Here is a 22,171-nt window from a genome sequence, read left to right on the forward strand (position 1 = left end):
TATGATAAATTTAATCAGAACATTTAATAGAGAGATAGATAGAGGAGTTGTTACAATGACTGTTGGTACTGAGCAAAAGATGAGCATAAATGTGGAAAAGCTCAACAAGGATATCGCTGCATTTCCACAGGTTCATCCAGTTACAAAAGATATGAAGTTAACTCATAAGGGTGTTTCTAGACTTGTTATGCTTGATCGTTATACGTTTAAGGATACGGAGAAAATTACACTTTCTGAAGGGGACTTTGTTGTACTGACTATAAAAGAGGATCCTAAGTTCCCAGCAAGAGGACTTGGTTACATTAAAGATATTGATTGGCAAGCTAAATCAGCAAGCGTACTTATTGACGAGGAATATCGTCATTCTTTAGACAAACCTGAGGAAGTTGAAACAGGTATTGTAAAACGCTCGTTAGACGTCATTGAAAAACCACTTGAAATCTTTTACGAACAAATTGCAAAACGTAATGCAACGGGATTAGCATCGGTAGAAACAACTGAAGAAAAACGTAATGAATGGTTCGAGAAGTTCTATCAGGAACTAGTGAATCTAAACTTTATTCCTGCTGGACGTGTATTATACGGAGCGGGTGCAGGAACAGATGTAACCTACTTTAACTGCTATGTAATGCCATTTGTTAAAGATTCACGCGAAGGTATTTCAGAACATCGTAAACAGGTTATGGAGATCATGAGCCGTGGCGGCGGTGTTGGAACGAATGGTTCAACATTACGTCCAAGAAACACGCTAGCTCGTGGAGTTAATGGAAAATCTTCTGGATCTGTATCTTGGTTAGATGATATTGCGAAATTGACTCATCTTGTTGAACAAGGTGGAAGTCGCAGGGGAGCCCAAATGATCATGCTAGCTGATTGGCATCCAGACATCATCGAATTCATCATTTCGAAAATGCAAAATCCACGTATTTTAAGATACTTGATTGAAAACACAAACGACGAAGCGATTAAAAAATACGCTCAAGATAAATTAAAGTTCACTCCATTAACACAACAAGAAATTGATATGTACCAAGGAATTATCAATTATAAGCAAATTCCTGGATCTGGTGGATTTAGTGAGAAAATTATTAAAGATGCAGAGATAAAGCTTCGCACTGGCGGCACATATAGTGTTCATAATTCTGAGTTCCTAACAGGAGCAAATATTTCAGTTACATTAACAAAAGACTTTATGGATGCGGTTGAAAATGATGCTGACTATGAATTACGTTTTCCAGATGTTGAAGGCTATAACGAAGAAAACATGAAAGCTTACAACGAAAACTGGTATAAAGTTGGCGATGTACGTGAGTGGGAGAGACAAGGCTACAAGGTTCGCACGTACCGTAAGATCAAAGCTAAGGAGCTTTGGAACTTAGTTAATATTTGTGCTACGTATTCTGCAGAGCCAGGTATTTTCTTCATTGATAACGCAAACGACATGACAAATGCAAAAGCATACGGTCAACAGGTTGTTGCAACAAACCCGTGTGGTAGAGTAGCTTAGTTTGCCTCACGTTAAAAATTGCGGAATAAAGCGGGAACCCTGAGATGGGAATCCGAACCGAAGGCTGAATGTAAAAGTTTAGTCAGGGGCAACGCATAGACGGTGAACCTGCATAGCAGAATATAATCCGTCCACGAGGCCGCAACATCATACGCTTAATGAACTTATAAGAACTGATTAAGTTTATGAAAGATGTGTGTGATGAAAAGATATGCTGAACTTACAGGAATTCAACTGTAAGAAGTAGAGGATAAAAAGCCTTTACGATAACAAAACTGGAACAGCCACTCGCGCCATACTCTGTTTGTAACTTAGCAGCAGTTAACCTAGCAGAAATGGCAAACAAAGAAACAAAAACGGTTGACTTCGAAAAACTAATAAAAACAGTTGAAGTCGGTGTAAGAATGCAGGATAACGTAATTGATGCAACACCTTACTTCTTACCAGAAAATAAACACCAAGCACTTGGTGAACGTCGTGTTGGACTTGGTGTAATGGGCTTACATGATCTTCTTATTTACTGTGAAACTGAATATGGTTCTGAAGAAGGTAATGTACTAGTTGACAAAGTATTTGAAACAATTGCGACAACTGCTTACCGTGCTTCAATTGAATTAGCCAAAGAAAAGGGTAGTTTTCCTTTCTTGGAAGGTGAAGAAACAGCAGAAACAACTCGCCTTCGTGAAGCATTTACACAAACAGGCTTTATGAGTAAGATGCCTGCTGATATTTTAGATGGTGTTAAGGAATACGGTATTCGTAACTCACATCTCTTAACGGTTGCTCCTACTGGATCCACAGGGACAATGGTTGGCGTATCAACAGGGCTCGAGCCATACTTCTCATTCTCATACTTCCGTAGTGGACGTCTTGGGAAATTTATTGAAGTTAAAGCTGATATCGTTCAAGAATATTTAGATAATCATCCAGAAGCCGATCCTAACAACCTGCCAGCATGGTTTGTATCTGCGATGGAATTAGCACCAGAGGCACATGCTGATGTACAATGTGTTATCCAACGCTGGATTGATAGTTCAATTAGTAAAACTGTTAATGCACCAAAAGGTTATTCAGTAGACCAAGTTGAAAAAGTTTACGAGCGTTTATATAAAGGCGGTGCCAAAGGTGGTACTGTATATGTCGATGGAAGTCGTGACACCCAAGTATTAACGTTGAAAGCTGAAGATAACACATTTGATGAAACTGAAGAAGTCGAAACGAAAGAAAAGAGCAAAGTCGTTCTAGTTGATACAATTAACGACCTACGTTCTACAAATGTAACAATCGGAAATGAAGTAGGTAATACATGTCCGGTTTGTCGTGAAGGTACGGTAGAAGACCTTGGGGGCTGTAACACATGCACTAGCTGTGGCGCACAGCTGAAATGCGGACTATAAAAATTACTTTTTAGAAATGGGGTCTGGTTTATGCCAGATCCTTTTTCATGTCACGAGATTCTATTGCAGTAAGCTTGCCTTTCATATCCCTTGTAAAGCACGAAATTCTCATGTAAAATTGAAATGATTTCGTTTTAAAAGGTACGCAAAAAAACAATAACAGTAACAGTGAAAAAATAGCCTTTGAAAAGATCGGCAATTTTGGAGGGGACCGCATGCCAACACCAAGCATGGAAGATTATATAGAACAAATATATTTACTTATAGAAGACAAAGGATATGCGCGTGTTTCAGACATTGCTGAAGCTTTGGCTGTTCATCCCTCCTCAGTCACAAAGATGGTTCAAAAATTAGATAAAGATGAATATTTAATTTACGAAAAATATCGTGGACTTGTTTTAACGAATAAAGGGAAAAAGACCGGGAAAAGACTTGTCTATCGTCATGACCTACTTGAGCAATTTTTAAAAATTATCGGAGTAGACGAAGATAAAATATACAATGATGTTGAAGGAATTGAGCATCATTTAAGCTGGAATGCCATCGATCGTATTGGTGATCTTGTTCAATACTTTGAAGAAAATGAGCAAAGAGTGGACACATTGCGTAGCATCCAAAAAAATAATGAAGAGCAATAACATACGAACAATTAAAAATACCCCATTAAGTAGGTAGATCTACTTAATGGGGTATTTTTATTAGGAAATCAAAGAGCATTTCCTCTAGCCTTTTATTATATTGATGAAAATAATCCCAATAATTACCTATAGTAGATTAAATTGTAGGTAAATAATACCAACCTGAAATATATCGTTTTTACTATCCTGTATATTATTTTGAAAAAATTTTAAGGAGTGAATCACCATAAGGTCTTTTTTTGTGCTTATTGAAATGTAATTTACTCGCTCCACTGATACGACGCTTTAAAGTTAGCTTACTTTAAAGTAATAAAAGGATTTATAAAGTTGTCGAAAAGTTATTTTGCTCCTCCGACAAATTTTAGCAATGAGGAAATAAGTTGTATGTCATAATTGTCCATACTTGCATTCATTATACTTTGATAGTTTTAAATTTTTCAAAAAAACTAAAATAGGCAGGTGAAAAGATGAAGGAGAAACCGATTCTTCAAGTAAAAGATTTAAAAGTTTCCTTTCTTTCTGATAAAAGATTAATACCTGCAGTAGATGGGGTTAGCTTCGAATTAATGGAAGGAGAGATATTGGGGATTGTCGGAGAATCTGGAAGTGGTAAAAGTGTTACCTCATTATCGACAATGGGATTAATCCCATGTCCCCCAGGAAAAATTGTAAATGGTGTGATTGAATTTGATGGGAAGGACTTGACGAAGTTAAAGGAAAGAGAAATGAGGAAGATACGGGGCAATCAAATCTCGATGATCTTTCAAGAACCTATGACTTCACTAAATCCTCTATTTTCAATCGGTAATCAATTAATTGAAGCGCTCCGATTACATACCACTCTTACAAAGAAAGAACTGAAAGCAAGGACAGTTGAATTGCTTACATTAGTTGGAATACCCAGGGCTAGCGAAATAATTAACGAGCATCCTCATCAACTTTCTGGCGGTATGAGACAGAGGGTTATGATCGCGATGGCAATGGCGTGTAATCCTCAAGTTTTAATTGCGGACGAGCCGACAACAGCGCTTGATGTAACAATTCAAGCACAAATATTGTCGCTAATGAAAGAGTTAAATAAGAAAATGAACACCTCGATTATTCTTATTACACATGATTTGGGAGTTGTAGCGGATATTTGTGAACGGGTGCTAGTTATGTATTCGGGGCAAATCGTTGAACAAGGTGATGTGCGCACAATTTTAAAAGAACCTAAGCATCCCTACACAATAGGCCTCTTAAAGTCAGTACCCGATTTACGAGCGAAGAAAGATCGCTTATATAGTATTCCTGGAAATATACCAAGACCTGGAAGTGTAATGAAAGGTTGTAGGTTTGCTGAAAGATGTGATGTAGCAGAAAGTCAATGCTATGAAGCATCTCCGCAATTATACAAAATGGATGATCCTAACCATGTAGTTCGATGCTTCTTGCATAGAGATGAAGAGGAGGCTAATCATCATGTCAGAGTTACTTCTGGAGGTTAATGGATTGAAGAAATACTTTCCAATTACAGGAGGTATTTTTGGAGGAAAAAAAGGTGAAGTAAAAGCAGTGGATGATGTGTCATTCTTCGTAAACAAGGGTGAGACGTTAGGAATTGTTGGTGAAAGTGGATGTGGTAAGTCAACAACTGGCCGTCTACTTATGCGCTTACTTGAAGCAAGTGATGGCAAGATTCGTTTCGAAGATAAAGAGATTACAAGGATGTCTAAAACAGAATTAAGGAAGACGCGGCGAGATATTCAAATGGTTTTTCAGGATCCATATGCTTCGTTAAACCCTCGACATTCCATTGAAAAAATACTTGAGGAACCTCTCATCGTGCATCGAATTGGCTCAAAGGATGATCGGAAAAAAAGAGTACAAGAAATGTTAGAAATCGTAGGGTTAAGTAGTGATCATGCAAGACGATATCCACACCAATTCAGTGGAGGTCAGCGTCAACGAATAGGGATTGCAAAAGCATTGATGACAAAGCCGAAATTGATTATTGCAGATGAGCCTGTGTCTGCACTTGATGTATCTATTCAAGCACAAGTTCTTAATTTAATGAAGGATATTCAAAAAGAATTCCGACTTACCTACATCTTTATTGCACACGATCTTGGTGTTGTAAGACATATTAGTGATCGTGTCGGTGTGATGTATTTAGGGAGATTAATAGAGTTAGCAAATAGTGAAGTTCTTTATGATGATCCAAAGCATCCATACACGAAAGCTCTCCTCTCTGCAGTGCAGATACCTGATCCTGATTATAAAAGTGAAGCTATTCAAATCTCTGGTGAACTTCCAAGTCCTTCAAACCCACCTTCTGGATGTGCATTTCATACTAGATGTTCAGTATGTATGGATATCTGTAAAACGACTAAACCAGAATATCGCAGTTTAGATGGTCATTATGTTGCATGTCATTTATACAATAGGTGACCTGCAGCAATTATGATAAAAAATAACAAACGGGGGTACATATGCTAATGACGAAGAAGACATTAAAGCTGTTACTCGTTTCATTTTTGGCGTTTAGTTTACTACTAGTAGGTTGCAGTAACTCGAATCAAGAAGCTAATACTGAAGAAAAACCATCAGAAAGCGGAACAAAGAAAGACACACTTGTATTTGGACGTGGTGGGGATTCAACATCCCTAGATCCAATAACGACGACTGAAGGTGAAACATTCAAGGTGACTGAAAATATTTTTGAAACCCTGCTTGAGTATGGGGAGCAAGATACGACGTTACATCCAGGTCTTGCTGAAGAATGGGAAGTTTCTAAGGATGCTCTTACTTACACACTTAAGCTGCGCCAAGATGTGGAATTTCATGATGGGACTGTCTTTAATGCTGAAGCAGTTGTCTTTAACTTTAACCGTTGGATGAATAGTAATGCTGACGATTTTCCTTATTACACCATGTTTGGTGGTTTTAAAGGTGAAGAAGGCCATGTCATTGATGAAGTAAAGGCAGTGGATGAATATACTGTGCAGTTTGTGCTTAACAGACCGCAAGCTCCGTTTTTGAAAAATTTAGCAATGTCCCCATTTGGAATCGCAAGTCCTGCTGCTGTTGAAAAGCATGGGGATAAGTTTAGAGAAAATCCAGTTGGTACAGGTCCATTTAAATTTGTTGAATGGAAACAAAATGATCGTATTGTCCTTGAAAAGAATGAAAATTATTGGTTGAAAGATTATCCAAAATTAAATCAAGTTATTTTCCGCGTTATTCCAGAGAATACTGCACGTCTTAACGCTTTAGTGAATGGTGAAATTGACTTAATGGATGGTGTTAATAACTCTGATGAAGAAATGGTAACAGGGAATGATAAACTGCAATTAATCGAGCGTCCGTCAATGAATGTTGGTTATTTAGGATTTACAACTAATCGTCCACCATTTGATAATAAACTTGTTCGTCAAGCATTGAATCATGCCGTTGATAAACAAGCAATCATTGACGCTTTTTATGGTGGTAAAGCAGAAGTTGCCAAAAATCCGCTGCCTCCATCTATTGAAGGCTATAACGATGGTATTGAGGATTATCCATTTGATCTAGAGAAAGCGAAACAATTGTTAACTGAAGCAGGATATCCGGATGGCTTTGAAATGGATTTATGGGCAATGCCTGTTGCTCGTCCTTATATGCCTGAAGGAATGAAGGTAGCTGAAGTAATTCAAGCTTCATTTGCTGAAATTGGTGTTAAAGCCGAAATTCAATCTGTCGATTGGGCGACATATTTAGATAAGGCAGCAAAAGGTGAATTTGATGCATACATGTTAGGGTGGACTGGTGATAATGGTGACCCCGATAACTTCCTATATACGTTGCTAGATAAAGATAGCATTGGAAGTAATAACTATTCTCATTATAGCAATGACGAGCTACACGAAGTGCTCATCAAGGCTCAAACAGAAACAGATCAAGAAACTCGAAATGAATTGTACAAGAAATCTCAAGAAATTATTCATGAAGATGCACCATGGGTTCCTTTGGTCCACTCAACACCGCTATTAGCAGGAGCTAGTGACATAATAAACTATTTCCCACATCCAACTGGCTCTGAAGCTTTAACAAAGGTTGAATTTAAGTAGTTTTGTAGATAGGGGGCAAAAGCCTCCTCTTTTGTTAACTAATAAGGAAAAGTGAAGTTTCTGATAAAGAGGTGAGTCGATGTTCTCATATTCTGTTCGACGCGTTTTTTCGTTAATACCCGTTTTGTTTGGAATGACACTCGTTGTTTTTGCAATCATTCATGCAATTCCTGGTGATCCGGCACAAGTGATTCTAGGACAAAAGGCGACAAAGGAGGCCATTGCTACATTAACAAGTGAATTAGGATTAGATCGACCATGGCATATGCAATACGTTGATTATATGAAAGGCCTCTTTTCAGGAGATTTAGGAACATCATTAAGAACGAGAGGACCAATTAATGAAGAAATCTGGCCATATTTAGCAGCAACCATTGAATTAACATTAGTAGCGATGATAATTGCGATTTTTATTGGAGTAAATGCTGGAATTATTAGTGCCTGGTTTTCAAATTCATGGTTTGATTACCTTGCTATGATCCTAGCGTTAGTTGGTGTCTCAATGCCAATTTTTTGGCTTGGGTTAATGGAGCAATGGGCGTTTTCGATCGAATTAGGCTGGTTACCTACTACAGGGAGAGAGGATGTCAGGGACCCAATAACGGCGATAACCAATATATATTTAATCGATACCTTGCTGCAAGGTAGAATAGATCAATTTGGACAAGTGGTCCAACATCTCATCCTACCTAGCTTTGCCTTAGCAACTATACCGATGGCCATTATCGCGAGAATGACACGCTCTACAATGTTGGAGGTTATGAAATCAGACTATATTCGTACAGCTAGAGCAAAAGGCGTAAGGATGTTTTGGGTTGTATACAAGCATTCCTTGAAAAATGCTATTATCCCGGTCTTAACAGTTATTGGTCTACAAACAGGTCTTTTATTAGGGGGAGCCATTTTAACTGAAACGATTTTTGGATGGCCAGGTATTGGCCGATATCTTTATGATGCTATTGGGTATCGGGATTATCCTGTTATTCAATCAGGGATATTAGTCATTGCTACTATATTTGTCGTTATTAACTTAATAATAGATTTGTTATATGCAGTTGTCGATCCGCGAATAAAATATCATCAATAGTAAATAGCAAGGGGGGATAAAACGTGGCTGAACTTGCAAGAAATACATCTAAAATAGCATCACAAAATGGAAATGAGGAGCTACCAGCACCATGGAAAGAGGCATGGCGATCTTTTTGTAAAAATAAATTAGCGGTTGTTGGACTAGGGATTGTGATCTTTTTTATTATTCTCGCCGCAATCGCACCTCTCATTGCTCCATATGGCTTCAAAGAACAAGAGCTATCCAATCGATTACTTGCGCCATCAGGTGAGCATTGGTTTGGAACAGATGACTTCGGGAGAGATATCTTTTCACGGATTGTATACGGTGCGAGAATTTCTATATGGGTCGGCTTTTTTTCAGTGTTAGCCTCAGCAGTTATTGGGACAATTTTGGGGATTGTTGCTGGCTACTATGGGAAATGGGTAGACACATTAATTTCACGAATCTTTGATATTATGCTAGCATTCCCAAGTATACTACTAGCAATTGCGGTAGTAGCGATTTTAGGCCCATCCTTACAAAATGCACTAATTGCGATTGCGATAATAAATATTCCAAACTTTGGACGTCTTGTCAGGTCAAAAGTTCTTAGTGTCAAACAGGAGGAATATATCATGGCGGCAAAAGCAGTTGGCATGAAGGACACTAGAATATTATTTCGACATATCCTTCCTAATAGTATGACACCAATCATTGTTCAAGGTACACTTGCTATTGCAACAGCAATAATTGAAGCAGCTGCACTTGGCTTCCTTGGTTTAGGAGCTCAAGCACCAACTCCTGAATGGGGAAAAATGTTAGCTGACTCAAAGCAATATTTGGTTCAAGCACCATGGACTCTTTTCTTTCCCGGTCTTGCCATCATGTTAACCGTTTTAGGGTTTAATCTAATGGGCGATGGACTACGTGATGTATTAGATCCAAAAATGAAACAATAAAAATGATAGGATGAAAAAATATGGATTGTCCCCTGAATCAAGCACTCACTATTCAGGGGTTTTTGTTCATTCTCACAATTCTCAGCTTATCACTTGAATGGTCTATTTTCCCTTTTTTGATCTTACACTATAAAGTAAGTGAGACTATTCAGTGGGGCGGTTCATCCGACTGAATGGTAGCGAAACTTATCGGATCTTTACGGGCAGTTAGTTACGTACACTTTACAATGATTTCTTCTTTATAGTAGGAGGTTAAGGAGGGGAGACAATGTTGATTGATGGTGTATTATCAGGTGGTGGGATTAAAGGTTTTGCTCTTATCGGGGCCTATCAAGCGATCGAACAAAACGGTTTTAAATTTAAGCGCTTAGCAGGAACGAGTGCTGGTTCTATTATCTCTGCGTTTATTATAGCCGGGTATACAGCTGACGAAATCTTAGAGATGATGGATGAAGTTGACTTGAAAATGTTTTTAGATGAACGAAGAAGCTTTTTTCCGTTTTCTCTTACAAAATGGATTTCATTATATTGGAATCTTGGATTATATAAAGGGGCTAAGCTAGAAGAATGGCTTTTAGCGAAGTTGAAAAATAAGGGGATTTCCACGTTTGCAGATATTCCAGCAGGTTCATTACGGATTATTGCTTCTGATTTAACAAATGGAAGGCTGATCGTATTACCTGATGATCTTCATCAATACGGAATAAATCCAGAATCGTTTTCTGTTGCAAGAGCAGTACGGATGAGTTGTAGCTTACCTTATTTTTTCGAACCAGTACGATTAGCAACATTAACAGGTAGTAATATTGTTGTAGATGGGGGTGTGCTAAGTAATTTTCCGATTTGGTTATTTTATCAAAGTAAGAAACCGTATAAGAAAAGGCCGGTCCTTGGTATTAAGCTAAGCTCAAATGATAAAGAACGGCCTAAAAGAAAGATTCAAAATGCGATTGACATGTATGGTGCTTTATTTGAAACAATGAAGGATGCTCATGATAGTAGACATATCTCCAGTAGGCATGAAAAGGATATTGTTTTTCTGCCTGTAGATCAAATTGTTTCAACTGAGTTGGATTTAAATGAAGAAAAAAAACTAGCTCTAATTGAGCTAGGACGAAGTCGAACGAACGAGTTTCTTAAGAGCTGGACGTTTTAGAAAAACGCTCGGTTTTTCTTTTTGCCTTTTTTTCCTTCAATCACTGTTAAATGTGATGGTTGTTTTTTCTTTTTAATTGCAGAGGTTTTTGTTGACTTTTTAGCATGTGTTATGTTTCTGACATTTGAACCACGAGTACTTCGATCATCGAAACGTCTTTTTGATTGCTTTGCCGCTTTGGCATAGGAAGTATTTTCCTTGCCCATTCTCTTTCTCATAAAAAGACGATAGATCAGATATATTCCAAAACCTATAGCAGCATAAATCGCGATTTGTTTTAAAAGCCACAACGGATTAGAAACTAAAGTTGTTATTAGTCCAACTGCACCTAATAAAATAATTGCAAAGACGAATCCATTCACCCCACGACGATTCATAAAACCACCTCCGAGAAAAGATACCAATCAAGATACAAAAATAATATGAAGTTTTTAAGTCTCCGTTTCCTTCATAAGACTAAATTAAACAATTTGTTCAGCTAATGCTGTCTCTGTTTCTTTTCGCATTAGCTCATTAAAGCTTGCGATGGCTACTTCAACTTGATCATCTGTTGGTTCTTTTGTTGTTAATAGCTGTAGCCAAAGTCCTGGGTAACCTAAAAACCGTAATACTGGAACATCACGAAGTTTATTTGTTATTTGAATACCTCAAATGATCACGGACCACTGGTATGAGTGCTAAGCGATTTACAACTCGTAACCATAAAGGATCTTATGGTACAAGTGTGTACACGAAAACACCTACAATAACGGTAAATAGGATGAAACTGCTTCCACATCTGTAATGTAAACGAGAGCTGCTTTGTACGTTTTCAACAGTTAGTGGTAAGTTGTTTTCATAGGCATTGATAACTTTATGTTCAGCTCCGTGATATTGGAACACACGTTTAATCAATGGTGTAAAGGCTATAGCATATATATATGCTAGTAATAACAATAGTTTGAAAGCGCCTTCTATAAGAATTTGCCCAAAATCAGATGGAACAAGTGGTTTCATAAACGCTGCTAAGAACACGGGAAGAAGTGTAAAGATTACTTTTCCGAAGAAAAAGGAAATAACACCAACTGCTGCGATACCGAGCCACATCGCTAGTTTGGAATCGGACTTCTTTTTTTCTTCTAACACCTTTTCGTCATCCTCAGGATCAACTTCAAAGCGTTCAGTTGCAAAATTTAAATGTTTAGAGCCATTAGCACTAGCCTCAATAATGGCGATTATCCCTCGTAAAAATGGGATCTTTTTTAATTTTGATAAAACGGGTTGACTTTTTCTTGGTAAATGAAAATAATCAATCGATTGATCATTTCTTCGAATTGCAGTTACATAATGGTGCTTGCCACCGAACATTACACCCTCAATAACAGCTTGCCCACCATATGCAGGCTTTTTTTGAATTGACATGAGACACCAACCTATCTATTCTGTTTATCACTTAAGTAAACAACAATCACTACTGTGTTTAGCTATTACTTCTATAATACAGAATTTATTAGGAAACCTCTAGAGTGATATTTTAGAATAGCGCATATAAATAAGACATTTATTCACAATTTTTTATAATATCGTGTTTTCTAAAGAAAATCCGGCTGGAAATCATACCCTTATTTACATTATACCCATGCTTTCACTTACTAGACATGTAATTTTCATTCTCATAAAAAACTTGGTAAAAAACATGTCTTTTAAAAAAATGGACATAGTAATAATGGAGGTGTAGATAGATGGCAGATAAAAAAAATCAAAATGATGAACAAAAACAGGATAAAGATAATCCGAATTTAGAGCAGAACAAAAGAGAAAAACCAGTTTCGCAACTTGGCAAAGTTATCTCAACAGGTTTTATCGGTGGTGTATTTTGGAGTTTTTTAGCATACTTATCTTCACTATTGAATTTTACAGAAGTTAGTCCCAATCTTATCCTCCAACCGATTGCGTTAGGAGATTGGAAAAATGGTACGCTTGGAGAATTTATTAGTATTGTTTTAATAGGGTTACTATCGATTGGTGTTGCTTTGGCTTATTATGCTATTTTAAAACGATTCAAGTCAATGTGGATTGGAATTTTATATGGAGTTGCATTATGGGGTCTTGTTTTTTTTATATTAAACCCTATATTTCCAAATCTTAAAACTGTTTTTGAGTTATCGCGCGCCACGATTGTGACAACAGCATGCCTTTATATTTTGTACGGAGTTTTTGTTGGCTACTCGATTTCCTTTGATCACAATGAATTAAATACGAACAATGAGAATTAGATGAAAAACGTGAGTTACCGTCTAATGGATAAAGGTTAATCTAAGCTATTATTACGCGATCATTATTATATAGCGGTATTATCATGAAACCTATATAAATAGTTATTGCTGAGAAACTAGTCTTAGAATGTTTATAAGCATGAATTAGTGAGATTCCGCCCTCATTTGCTTAAGGAAAACATAGTATGAAAGCGATTAGTTATGATAGAATGTTCATTAGCTGAACATTCTTTTTTTATAGGCTCTTTTAAAGCTCACTGTTGGTTGGCACTTTGTTGATTGGGACGAACGCCCTCAGCGGAAATCAACAACCAAGTTTAACAGGGCAATTAAATAGTAAGATGATGATGGTTTCGCTTTTTTACTATGAAATGAGGTGCAAGAATTCATGAAGTTTTTAGTGATAAATGGACCAAACCTGAATAGACTTGGCTTACGCGAGCCTGCTATTTATGGGTCCAAAACATTAACTGATTTAGAAATGGATTTGTTAGCGTTTGGAGAAGTTGAACAAATTGAAGTCACTTGTTTTCAATCAAATCATGAAGGTGATATCATTGATGCCATCCATGAAGCCGCGGATCAATTTGATGGGATTGTATTGAACCCTGGAGCTTTTACACATTATAGCTACGCGATCCGTGATGCTATTGCAAGTGTATCATTCCCGGTTATTGAAGTTCATATTTCAAATGTTCATGCAAGAGAAGAATTTCGCCACACATCTGTAACTGCTCCAGTCACAATCGGTCAAATCATCGGACTTGGTTTTAAAGGTTATGAGCTAGCAATGCTCGCATTAAAGGAGAGAGTAGGGGGAATCCAACGATGAAATTAGAAAAAATCCGCAACCGATTTCAGGAATTATCTATTGATGGACTTTTAATTACGAGTGAATTCAATCGCAGATACATGACTGGATTTACTGGCACTGCTGGTGTTGCCGTTATTTCTGAGAATAAGGCTGTTTTCATTACAGATTTCCGTTATACTGAGCAAGCAGCAAAAGAAGTCGAAGGCTATGAGATTGTCCAGCATAAAGGACCTATACATGAGGAAGTTGCATCAATCGTTTCCAAATTAGGGATTAAAAAGCTAGGCTTTGAACAAGACCACCTTACATATCAAGCTTATTCTTTCTATAATAAGTCTTTAACAGGAGCCGAATTTGTACCAGTATCAGGTGCAGTAGAAAAGTTACGCTTGATTAAGTCTCCTGCAGAGATTAAGATATTAAAGGAAGCTACAGATATTGCTGACGCAGCCTATAAGCATATTTTAACGTATGTGAAACCAGGCTTAAAAGAAATTGAAGTTGCGAATGAACTTGAATTTTTTATGAGAAAAAATGGTGCTGTATCTTCATCTTTTGATATTATTGTTGCTTCAGGTTATCGTTCTGCATTACCGCATGGGGTAGCTAGTGACAAAGAAATTGAAAAAGGTGATTTTGTTACGCTTGATTTTGGTGCATACTACAAAGGATATTGTTCAGACATCACAAGAACATTTGCTGTTGGGGAACCGAGTGAAGAGTTGAAGAAAATTTATTCGACTGTTCTTGAAGCTCAGTTACGTGGCATGAATGGAATAAAACCAGGCATGACAGGTAAAGAGGCTGATGCTCTTACACGTGATTATATTAGTGAGCAAGGGTATGGTGAGTATTTCGGACATTCTACAGGTCATGGATTGGGAATGGAAGTACACGAAGGACCTGCCTTATCACTTAGATCTGACACAGTTCTTGAACCAGGTATGGTTGTTACAGTCGAACCCGGTATTTATGTAGCAGGTCTTGGTGGAGTAAGAATTGAAGATGATACAGTTGTCACCAAATCCGGAAATGAGTCACTGTCTCATTCACCAAAAGATCTTATTATTTTGTAATAGGGAATACATGTTCTTTACATATAAGAATAGACACTATTTTTTAGAACCAATGAGGCCAAAAGAGGTCCCACGTTCTAAAATCCCTTATTTAAGTTATTTAGGAGGACTTTTTTCATGATTTCAGTTAACGATTTTCGTACAGGACTAACAATTGAGGTTGATAACGGCATTTGGCGTGTAATGGATTTCCAACACGTAAAACCTGGTAAAGGTGCAGCATTTGTCCGTTCTAAATTACGTAATCTTCGCACAGGAGCTGTTCAAGAGAAAACGTTCCGAGCTGGCGAAAAAGTTGCGAAGGCTCAAATTGAAACACGTAGAATGCAATATCTTTATGCAAATGGAGATCAGCACGCATTCATGGATACAGAAACATATGATCAAATCGAATTACCATCAACTCAAATAGAATATGAATTAAAATTCTTAAAAGAAAATATGGAAATTCAAATTATGATGTTTGGTACAGAAACTTTAGGTGTGGAATTACCAAATACAGTTGAGTTAGAGGTTACTGAAACAGAACCAGGTATCAAAGGTGATACTGCTTCAGGTGGTACGAAGCCAGCGATCTTAGAAACTGGTTTATCCGTTCAAGTTCCATTCTTCATTAACGAAGGCGATCGTCTAATCATTAATACGACTGAAGCTTCTTACGTTTCACGTGCGTAATATATAATGTCCTGTAAAAGAGGTGCTCTAATGCACCTCTTTTTTGCATGCATTAAGAAAAATCTACACGATTCCTTAATAATCGCCTTCATTAAAACTTTAGCTGCTTTTTTAACACCACTTCTATTATCCTCAACGTATTCCTCAGCAATTCCTCTAATTTCAAGAATACATGTCGGAGCATGCTTGCAAACATTTAATAATCCAGTTAAAATTCGCCCACGATGTTTCCCTTCCCATAAGGAAAGTGCTTCTTTTAATATTGGAAATGCAGCAAGTGCTTCAGGTTCACCAATCTCTGCAAAGTTACAAATTGTTTGGACAGAGTAATCTCTTACAATCGTACTTTTATCTGTACGAATCTGTTCGCTTATTGCTGGTAAAAGAGATGATAGTTTAGAAAAAATTAACAGCGTTTACACCCCTTAACCAATAAGCATTTTTTCTTTTTATTATAAACCTTCCTTGTCTAAAATACCTACCTTTAGCATATGGTGTACAAACTGTACTTTAGGAGGACAACATGAAACGATTTTTTTCTCATATTGATTCAACTGTTTTAACAATGGCAGGCTTACGCTTTTTGTCTGCCTCAATCGAATTAACAGCAGCTATTTTAATGTTGGTTTTCAATGATGTAAAAAAGGCCGTCACAATCAATTCACTCTTAGCAATCGTGGGTCCAGTAATTTTTATAGTTACGATGACGATTGGTATCTTCCATATTGCTGATCAATTATCCTATGCGAAATTGCTGTTTATTGGTCTTGGTGTGTTTTTTATTTTATTTGGAATTTATAAGTAGAAAGAAGAAGTTTAGAAAGGCAAAAATCATCAGGACAATTAAGTCATGAATGTGGTCAAGCATGCATACATTGAAAGTAACAATTGGCTAATAGGAGGAAGCGGTGTGAAGGAAATAATTGAGATGCTTCCGGAATCGATCAGTAACCAGATAGGGAAACTACATCCTGCAAGTTTGGGGCGAATTGAGGAAATCCGCATTCGTGTGATGAAACGGGTCGAAGTCATCATAATGGGGAAACCTGTTTTTCTATCATATGTAACGACATATGAAGACTCAATTAATCTACTAAATGAGCTAAGTCACTATTCGATTTATACATTAGAAGAAGAATTAAAGAAGGGCTATATAACAGTTCGTGGAGGGCATCGCGTTGGTCTTTCTGGAAGAGTTATTACGGAAAATGGACGAGTTAAGGCGATTCGTGATGTTACTTCATTTAATATCAGGATAGCTAGAGAAAAGATAGGTATTGCAGAGAATTATATTCCATATTTATATGCTGGAAAGTGGTTGAATACGTTAATTATTGGTCCGCCACAAACAGGTAAAACAACATTACTTAGAGATTTTGCGAGAGTAATAAGCAGTGGCTTTAAGCAGATCGAATCAAAAAAGGTAGGAATTGTTGATGAGCGATCAGAAATTGCAGGTTGTGTGAAGGGGGTTCCACAGCATCAGCTTGGTGAACGAATTGATGTTCTCGATGCTTGTCCTAAAGCGGAAGGCATGATGATGATGATTCGTTCAATGAGTCCTGATGTATTAATTGTGGATGAAATTGGTACGAAGGAAGATGCAGAAGCAGTGATGGAAGCCGTTCATGCAGGTGTACAGTTATTTGTTACTGTTCATGGGTATCGAGCTAGTGAGCTAACCAATCGCCCTACATTAAAGATGTTATTGCAAGCAAATGTATTTGATCGATATATGGAATTATCTAGAAAAGATGGACCTGGAACTGTTCAACAAATCCTTAATCAACATGGTGAGTATTTACAAATGGAAAGAAGTGGGATCAAATGATCAAGTGGATGGGTGCGTTACTCATAATTCTTGCAACAACCTGGGCTGGCTTCGAAGCTGCAAAACATTTAAGTGAAAGAACAAGGCAGCTTAGACAGCTTAAGGTAGCACTGCAATCATTAGAAGCTGAGATTATGTATGGACATACATCGTTAATTGTTGCAGCTCAACATATTTCAAAGCAATTACCGAAACCCTTATCAATCTTTTTCGAGCAATTTGCAAAAAAGCTAGAAAAAGGTCATACGAGTGTTAAGGGTGCTTGGGAGGAAAGTCTTCAAGATGTTTGGAGTCTCACAGCCTTTAAACAAGGTGAATATGAAGTGTTAAAACAGTTTGGTGAAACACTTGGTCAACATGATAGAATCTCACAGCAAAAACATATAAAGTTAACGCTTTCGCACTTAGAGAGAGAAGAACTAGATGCAATTGATCGGCAAAATCGTTATGAACGTATGATGAAAAGTCTAGGGGTACTAGCTGGTTTACTTTTAGTCATTTTATTGATGTAGAAGTGGAAGGGAGTCGTCGCAGGTGGGCGTAGATATTAACACAATCTTTCAAATTGCCGGGATAGGAATCGTCGTTGCATTCCTTCACACAATTTTAGATCAAATGGGAAAAAAAGAATATGCACAATGGGTAACACTCATTGGCTTTATTTATATTTTATTTATGGTTGCATCAATTGTAGATGATCTATTTAAAAAGATAAAATCGGTCTTTCTTTTCCAAGGGTAAGGGGGGCTTCTCATCGAAATTATTCAAATTGTAGGTCTAGGGCTGATCGCAACCTTTCTTGCCCTAATCGTAAAAGAGCAAAAGCCCACCTTCGCCTTTATGCTTGTCGTATTTGTTGGTTGTGTTATTTTTTTATTTTTAATCGATCAGGTATATGAAATTATTCGAATGGTTGAACGAATTGCGATACATGCGAACGTTAATCTCATATATGTTGAAACGATTTTAAAAATAATTGGAATTGCTTATATAGCAGAGTTTGGTGCGCAAATAACAAAGGATGCTGGACAAGGTGCAATCGCATCTAAGATTGAACTAGGCGGGAAGATTCTTATCCTAACGATGGCAATCCCGATTTTAACGGTCATTATTGAAACAGTTCTTGGAATGATTCCAGGTACGTAATAGTGTGATAGGAAATTTGTATAAAGTTTGGGGGTGTGTAAATGCGAACGTTTCTAGCTCTTATTCTTATTTCACTCTTTCTAGCAATCCCAATAAATGTACAAGCCTCTGAGACACCTCAGCAGACTGAAGAACCTGATACTCCTAATGCAAATATGATTGTCGATGAGCAGGTAGAAAAGCTCGAAATTAATGATATTAAAAACTATTGGGATGAAGTGATGACAGAATATGGTGGTTTTTTACCGGAAAGTCAGAAAGGTAGTTTGCTGCAATTTTTAAGTGGGGAAAAGGAACTTTCCTTTCAAGAATGGATGAAGGCGTTTCTGAAATTTTTATTTCATGAGCTACTAGCGAATGGGAAATTACTTGGTACATTAATCTTGTTAACTGTTTTCAGCATGTTGTTGCAGTTATTACAAAATGCATTTAATCAAAGCGCAGTAAGTAAGGTTGCCTACGCTCTCGTATATATGGTGTTGATCATAATCGCTCTAAATAGCTTTCATGTCGCTATTCAATATACAAATAATGCCATTCAATCTATGACTAATTTCATCCTTGCGTTAATTCCCCTCTTATTAGCTTTAATGGCATCTTCAGGTGGACTAGCTTCAGCAGCCTTTTTTCATCCGGTTATTATCTTTTTAATGAATACAAGTGGATTGTTGATCCAAAATATTGTATTACCGCTACTGTTTCTCTCGGCCTTATTGAATATCGTGAGTACATTGACAGATCAATACAAAGTGACACAGCTTGCAGGATTACTTAGAAATATAAGCATTGGCCTGCTTGCATCGTTTTTAACTATATTCCTTGGTGTTATATCTGTTCAAGGTGCTTCTGCAGCTGTTACAGATGGGATCACAATTCGAACGGCAAAGTTTATTACCGGAAATTTCATCCCTGTTTTAGGAAGAATGTTTACGGATGCGACAGATACGGTCATTAGTGCATCGATTTTATTGAAGAATACAGTTGGAGTGATCGGTGTAGCGATCTTGTTGTTAATTGCTGCATTTCCCGCAATTAAAGTGTTATCGCTAGCGTTTATTTATAAATTCGCCGCGTCGATCCTACAGCCTCTAGGTGGAGGTCCGGTTATCGCGTGTTTAGATATTATTAGTAAAAGTGTTATCTATATATTTGCAGCATTGGCAATTGTCTCTCTTATGTTTTTTTTAAGCTTAACTGTGATAATTGCCGCTGGTAATCTGACAATTATGATGCGGTAAAGCAGGATTATTCGGACTTTAATGAGGAGGGGGGGAATCTACTTTGTCATTTTTAACAGAATGGATTACTAATATTATCGTATTTATTCTACTAGCTGTGGTTATTGATTTATTATTACCAAATTCATCAATGCAGAAATATGCAAAAATGGTTATTAGCCTATTATTAATAATTGTCATAATCAATCCAATCTTTAAATTATTCAACACAGATATGAATGTAATCCTCTCAGAATTCCAGTCTGTAGCACCATCAGAAGAAAATGAGGTAAAAAATTTAATAGAATTTCAGAAAAAAGAAATACAAGCTTCACAACGTGCATATATTTTAGAACAAATGGCTGTCCAAATGAAAACGATGGCAAAAGAGGAGCTGGTGCAAAACTATGACTTAACGATTGAAACAATCCTTCTTTCCGAATCTGAACAAGTAGACGACATAAACTCTCAGAATGATCTCCAGCATATCCGTGTAGTCTTACAACAAAATGAAGCTGAGGAAGTAGCAGGTCAAGAAGCAGTTGAAGCTGTCCAATCAATATCGATTGACACCACAAAAGAACTTCCAAAAGACGATCCAGAAGCACAGCTAAATTCAGAAGAGATTACCGCGTATTTAGCAAAAATTTGGGAAGTAGAAGAAGAAAAAATCACACTCGAATTGGAAGGGGGGGAGGAGTCATTAGATGAGCAATAAAGAAAGCTTCATCCAAAAGCTAAAGTCCTTACTTGGCCAGTCAAATTCTAAGAAACCATCAAAATTTCAATATTTTATTCTTGTTTTCGTATTAGGGATAGCGTTCATGCTTATTAGCAATCTTTTTACTACTGATGAAAATAAGAATAACGCTTTACCAACTACTTCTACAGCTACTGATGAAAGTACTGAAGTGTTTAAGCAAACAAAGGGAGATAGTACTGGCTCCATCTCTGACTATGAAGCCGAATATGAAAACCAATTAAAAGAAGTACTAGAAACAATATCTGGTGTAGGAAATGTTTCAGTTGTAGTGAATGTTGATTCAACTTCACAAAAGATAGTTGAAAAAAACAGGGTAACTGGGAGCCAGGTTACTACAGAAACCGACCGTGAAGGCGGCAAAAGAGAAGTGGAAGACCAATCAATAGATGAACAAGTTGTCATCATTCAAGAAGGCGAAAAAGAGGTTCCGATTGTCGTGCAAGTAAAAAAACCCGAGGTTCGTGGAGTCTTAATTGTCGCTCAAGGTGCTGACAACATTCATATAAAGCAAACAATTATAGACGCGGTAACACGTGCATTAGGTGTACCTAGTCATCGTGTAGCTGTGGAGTCGAAAAAAATGAAGGAGGATGAATAGATGATGTTGAAAAAACAAACGGTTTGGTTATTAACAATGTTAAGTTTAGTGGTGGTATTATCCGTTTATTATGTAACATCTCCAGACGGTGGAACTAGCAATATAGTCATGACAGAAGAGAATCAAGAGGTAAGTGAAAATACTGCAGATGTTAATGAGCTAGCGGAGGAAAAACAGCCAGCAGCTGAAGAAGAACAGCCTGCACAAGAAGAAGAGAAACAGCCTGCACAAGAAGAAGAGAAACAGCCTGCACAAGAAGAAGAGAAACAGCCTGCAACAGAAGAAGAAAAACAGCCAGCTGAAGAAGGTAAAGACGGCAAAGACTCTGAAAAAGGAGAGTCTCAGGATGAAACTGGAGCCAACGCTGAAGAAGGAGAAGTACAAACAGAAGAGCTTGAGGATGGAACTGTAATTTCTAGTGTGACTAGCGATGAATTATTTGCAGAATTACGTATGGAATTAGAAGATCAGCGCAGCAAAAGAAAGGGTCAATTAGATACAATCGTTGCAAGTAATGATACAACTCCTGAAGAAAAGAACGAGGCGTATGACGAAATGGAAGCATTAGACGAAGCTGCACATAAGGAAACAGTTCTTGAGACGCTTATTAAATCACAAGGCTATGATGATGCACTTGTTCGTGCAGAAGGAAACAATGTAAAAATTACAGTAAAAGCATCAAAAGAGCATGACAAATCTGCTGCTAACAAGATTATGGTGCTTGTAAGAGATGAAATGGAAAATATGGAGAACGTGGTCGTTACATTTGAACAATAATTAAGCTTTAAATATATGAAGAGGTCAATCTGATTATTAATCGGATTGACTTTTTTTATTTTGGCTGTAGTTAATGCTCACTGTTGATTGTAACGGATACGTGATGCTCCCGGACAAATCGCGGAAAGCGAACGCCTAAGCGTACATCAACAACCAAGTTTAACAGGGACTTCATTTTAAAAGAAATTAAAGCTAATACTATTTTTCATATTAACTAATTAGG

General features: G+C 37.3%; 22 protein-coding genes and 3 pseudogenes. 23 read left to right on the forward strand and 2 right to left on the reverse strand.

Annotated elements, in window-relative coordinates; translation table 11 throughout:
- Positions 1-55: 55 nt before the first annotated feature.
- From WCV66_RS12385 to WCV66_RS12425, 9 genes and pseudogenes are all read left to right on the forward strand, one after another.
- Positions 56-1,495 (forward strand): annotated as a pseudogene (locus WCV66_RS12385) (vitamin B12-dependent ribonucleotide reductase); the annotation flags it as partial.
- Positions 1,496-1,785: 290 nt separating this feature from the next.
- A pseudogene (locus WCV66_RS12390) lies at positions 1,786-2,904 on the forward strand (hypothetical protein); the annotation flags it as partial.
- A 215-nt stretch (positions 2,905-3,119) separates the two neighbouring features.
- A complete protein-coding gene (gene mntR / locus WCV66_RS12395) occupies positions 3,120-3,542 on the forward strand; it encodes a transcriptional regulator MntR (RefSeq protein ID WP_066335240.1) in 423 nt (140 codons plus the stop codon).
- Between the two features lie 467 nt (positions 3,543-4,009).
- Positions 4,010-5,029 carry an ABC transporter ATP-binding protein gene (locus WCV66_RS12400; RefSeq protein ID WP_338789148.1) on the forward strand — a complete coding sequence of 340 codons (1,020 nt, stop codon included), beginning with the start codon at positions 4,010-4,012 and terminating at the stop codon, positions 5,027-5,029.
- Positions 5,004-5,972 carry a dipeptide ABC transporter ATP-binding protein gene (locus WCV66_RS12405; protein WP_338789149.1) on the forward strand — a complete coding sequence of 323 codons (969 nt, stop codon included), beginning with the start codon at positions 5,004-5,006 and terminating at the stop codon, positions 5,970-5,972. Before WCV66_RS12400 ends, WCV66_RS12405 begins: the two co-directional genes overlap by 26 nt.
- Positions 5,973-6,019: 47 nt before the next feature.
- Complete coding sequence (locus WCV66_RS12410) at positions 6,020-7,630, forward strand: ABC transporter substrate-binding protein (RefSeq protein ID WP_338789150.1); 1,611 nt, start codon at positions 6,020-6,022, stop codon at positions 7,628-7,630.
- Between the two features lie 79 nt (positions 7,631-7,709).
- Positions 7,710-8,717 (forward strand): ABC transporter permease, encoded by a 1,008-nt coding sequence (locus tag WCV66_RS12415; protein WP_338789151.1) that lies wholly within the window; start codon positions 7,710-7,712, stop codon positions 8,715-8,717.
- Between the two features lie 23 nt (positions 8,718-8,740).
- A complete protein-coding gene (nikC, locus tag WCV66_RS12420) occupies positions 8,741-9,640 on the forward strand; it encodes a nickel transporter permease (RefSeq protein ID WP_413789646.1) in 900 nt (299 codons plus the stop codon).
- A 268-nt stretch (positions 9,641-9,908) separates the two neighbouring features.
- Positions 9,909-10,796 (forward strand): patatin-like phospholipase family protein, encoded by an 888-nt coding sequence (locus WCV66_RS12425; RefSeq protein WP_338789152.1) that lies wholly within the window; start codon positions 9,909-9,911, stop codon positions 10,794-10,796.
- Here the strand turns inward: WCV66_RS12425 and WCV66_RS12430 are convergent.
- Positions 10,793-11,173: an SA1362 family protein gene (locus tag WCV66_RS12430; protein ID WP_066335268.1), complete on the reverse strand. Its 381-nt coding sequence runs from the start codon at positions 11,171-11,173 to the stop codon at positions 10,793-10,795. The two genes, WCV66_RS12425 and WCV66_RS12430, sit on opposite strands and share 4 nt — an antisense overlap.
- 84 nt (positions 11,174-11,257) lie before the next feature.
- Positions 11,258-12,197 (reverse strand): annotated as a pseudogene (locus WCV66_RS12435) (DUF1385 domain-containing protein).
- 320 nt (positions 12,198-12,517) lie between these two features.
- Between WCV66_RS12435 and WCV66_RS12440 the strand changes: the two are divergent.
- The 14 genes from WCV66_RS12440 to WCV66_RS12505 all read left to right on the forward strand — a co-directional run bounded on the left by WCV66_RS12440 (position 12,518) and on the right by WCV66_RS12505 (position 21,948).
- Entirely contained in the window at positions 12,518-13,051 is a 534-nt protein-coding gene (locus tag WCV66_RS12440; protein WP_066335279.1) for a YqhR family membrane protein, read from the forward strand.
- A 388-nt stretch (positions 13,052-13,439) separates the two neighbouring features.
- The gene (gene aroQ / locus WCV66_RS12445) at positions 13,440-13,883 is read left to right on the forward strand and encodes a type II 3-dehydroquinate dehydratase (RefSeq protein WP_338789154.1); all 444 of its coding nucleotides are present in this window, start codon (positions 13,440-13,442) and stop codon (positions 13,881-13,883) included.
- A complete protein-coding gene (locus tag WCV66_RS12450) occupies positions 13,880-14,941 on the forward strand; it encodes a Xaa-Pro peptidase family protein (RefSeq protein WP_338789155.1) in 1,062 nt (353 codons plus the stop codon). The genes aroQ and WCV66_RS12450 overlap by 4 nt, the downstream gene beginning before the upstream one ends.
- A 117-nt stretch (positions 14,942-15,058) precedes the next feature.
- On the forward strand, positions 15,059-15,616 hold the full coding sequence (efp, locus tag WCV66_RS12455) for an elongation factor P (protein ID WP_066335294.1): 558 nt from the start codon (positions 15,059-15,061) through the stop codon (positions 15,614-15,616).
- A 30-nt stretch (positions 15,617-15,646) separates the two neighbouring features.
- Positions 15,647-15,946 (forward strand): hypothetical protein, encoded by a 300-nt coding sequence (locus tag WCV66_RS12460; RefSeq protein ID WP_338789156.1) that lies wholly within the window; start codon positions 15,647-15,649, stop codon positions 15,944-15,946.
- Between the two features lie 193 nt (positions 15,947-16,139).
- Entirely contained in the window at positions 16,140-16,421 is a 282-nt protein-coding gene (locus WCV66_RS12465; protein WP_066335303.1) for a YqhV family protein, read from the forward strand.
- A gap of 105 nt (positions 16,422-16,526) precedes the next feature.
- On the forward strand, positions 16,527-17,447 hold the full coding sequence (gene spoIIIAA / locus WCV66_RS12470; RefSeq protein ID WP_338789158.1) for a stage III sporulation protein AA: 921 nt from the start codon (positions 16,527-16,529) through the stop codon (positions 17,445-17,447).
- Entirely contained in the window at positions 17,444-17,959 is a 516-nt protein-coding gene (gene spoIIIAB, locus WCV66_RS12475; protein ID WP_338789160.1) for a stage III sporulation protein SpoIIIAB, read from the forward strand. Before spoIIIAA ends, spoIIIAB begins: the two co-directional genes overlap by 4 nt.
- 22 nt (positions 17,960-17,981) lie before the next feature.
- A complete protein-coding gene (gene spoIIIAC / locus WCV66_RS12480; protein ID WP_026558844.1) occupies positions 17,982-18,188 on the forward strand; it encodes a stage III sporulation protein AC in 207 nt (68 codons plus the stop codon).
- 12 nt (positions 18,189-18,200) lie between these two features.
- Positions 18,201-18,593, forward strand: coding sequence for a stage III sporulation protein AD (gene spoIIIAD, locus WCV66_RS12485; RefSeq protein ID WP_232329055.1), 393 nt, complete (start codon positions 18,201-18,203; stop codon positions 18,591-18,593).
- Between the two features lie 41 nt (positions 18,594-18,634).
- Positions 18,635-19,831: a stage III sporulation protein AE gene (gene spoIIIAE, locus WCV66_RS12490; protein WP_066335323.1), complete on the forward strand. Its 1,197-nt coding sequence runs from the start codon at positions 18,635-18,637 to the stop codon at positions 19,829-19,831.
- Positions 19,832-19,874: 43 nt separating this feature from the next.
- Positions 19,875-20,528 carry a stage III sporulation protein AF gene (gene spoIIIAF, locus WCV66_RS12495; protein ID WP_338789165.1) on the forward strand — a complete coding sequence of 218 codons (654 nt, stop codon included), beginning with the start codon at positions 19,875-19,877 and terminating at the stop codon, positions 20,526-20,528.
- A complete protein-coding gene (gene spoIIIAG / locus WCV66_RS12500; RefSeq protein WP_338789167.1) occupies positions 20,518-21,171 on the forward strand; it encodes a stage III sporulation protein AG in 654 nt (217 codons plus the stop codon). Before spoIIIAF ends, spoIIIAG begins: the two co-directional genes overlap by 11 nt.
- Positions 21,172-21,174: 3 nt before the next feature.
- Positions 21,175-21,948, forward strand: coding sequence for a SpoIIIAH-like family protein (locus WCV66_RS12505; protein ID WP_338789444.1), 774 nt, complete (start codon positions 21,175-21,177; stop codon positions 21,946-21,948).
- Positions 21,949-22,171: the final 223 nt, after the last annotated feature.

Origin of the sequence: Metabacillus rhizosphaerae (assembly GCF_037201795.1) — a bacterium.
GTDB lineage: Bacteria > Bacillota > Bacilli > Bacillales > Bacillaceae > Metabacillus > Metabacillus rhizosphaerae.

Bases quoted from the DNA above. Each gene is read 5' to 3' on its own strand.
- mntR (WP_066335240.1), top strand. From the start codon at position 3,120: ATGCCAACACCAAGCATGGAAGATTATATAGAACAAATATATTTACTT.
- WCV66_RS12400 (WP_338789148.1), top strand. From the start codon at position 4,010: ATGAAGGAGAAACCGATTCTTCAAGTAAAAGATTTAAAAGTTTCCTTT.
- WCV66_RS12405 (WP_338789149.1), top strand. From the start codon at position 5,004: ATGTCAGAGTTACTTCTGGAGGTTAATGGATTGAAGAAATACTTTCCA.
- WCV66_RS12410 (WP_338789150.1), top strand. From the start codon at position 6,020: ATGACGAAGAAGACATTAAAGCTGTTACTCGTTTCATTTTTGGCGTTT.
- WCV66_RS12415 (WP_338789151.1), top strand. From the start codon at position 7,710: ATGTTCTCATATTCTGTTCGACGCGTTTTTTCGTTAATACCCGTTTTG.
- WCV66_RS12425 (WP_338789152.1), top strand. From the start codon at position 9,909: ATGTTGATTGATGGTGTATTATCAGGTGGTGGGATTAAAGGTTTTGCT.
- WCV66_RS12430 (WP_066335268.1), bottom strand. From the start codon at position 11,173: ATGAATCGTCGTGGGGTGAATGGATTCGTCTTTGCAATTATTTTATTA.
- WCV66_RS12440 (WP_066335279.1), top strand. From the start codon at position 12,518: ATGGCAGATAAAAAAAATCAAAATGATGAACAAAAACAGGATAAAGAT.
- aroQ (WP_338789154.1), top strand. From the start codon at position 13,440: ATGAAGTTTTTAGTGATAAATGGACCAAACCTGAATAGACTTGGCTTA.
- WCV66_RS12450 (WP_338789155.1), top strand. From the start codon at position 13,880: ATGAAATTAGAAAAAATCCGCAACCGATTTCAGGAATTATCTATTGAT.
- efp (WP_066335294.1), top strand. From the start codon at position 15,059: ATGATTTCAGTTAACGATTTTCGTACAGGACTAACAATTGAGGTTGAT.
- WCV66_RS12460 (WP_338789156.1), top strand. From the start codon at position 15,647: ATGCACCTCTTTTTTGCATGCATTAAGAAAAATCTACACGATTCCTTA.
- WCV66_RS12465 (WP_066335303.1), top strand. From the start codon at position 16,140: ATGAAACGATTTTTTTCTCATATTGATTCAACTGTTTTAACAATGGCA.
- spoIIIAB (WP_338789160.1), top strand. From the start codon at position 17,444: ATGATCAAGTGGATGGGTGCGTTACTCATAATTCTTGCAACAACCTGG.
- spoIIIAE (WP_066335323.1), top strand. From the start codon at position 18,635: ATGCGAACGTTTCTAGCTCTTATTCTTATTTCACTCTTTCTAGCAATC.
- spoIIIAG (WP_338789167.1), top strand. From the start codon at position 20,518: ATGAGCAATAAAGAAAGCTTCATCCAAAAGCTAAAGTCCTTACTTGGC.
- WCV66_RS12505 (WP_338789444.1), top strand. From the start codon at position 21,175: ATGTTGAAAAAACAAACGGTTTGGTTATTAACAATGTTAAGTTTAGTG.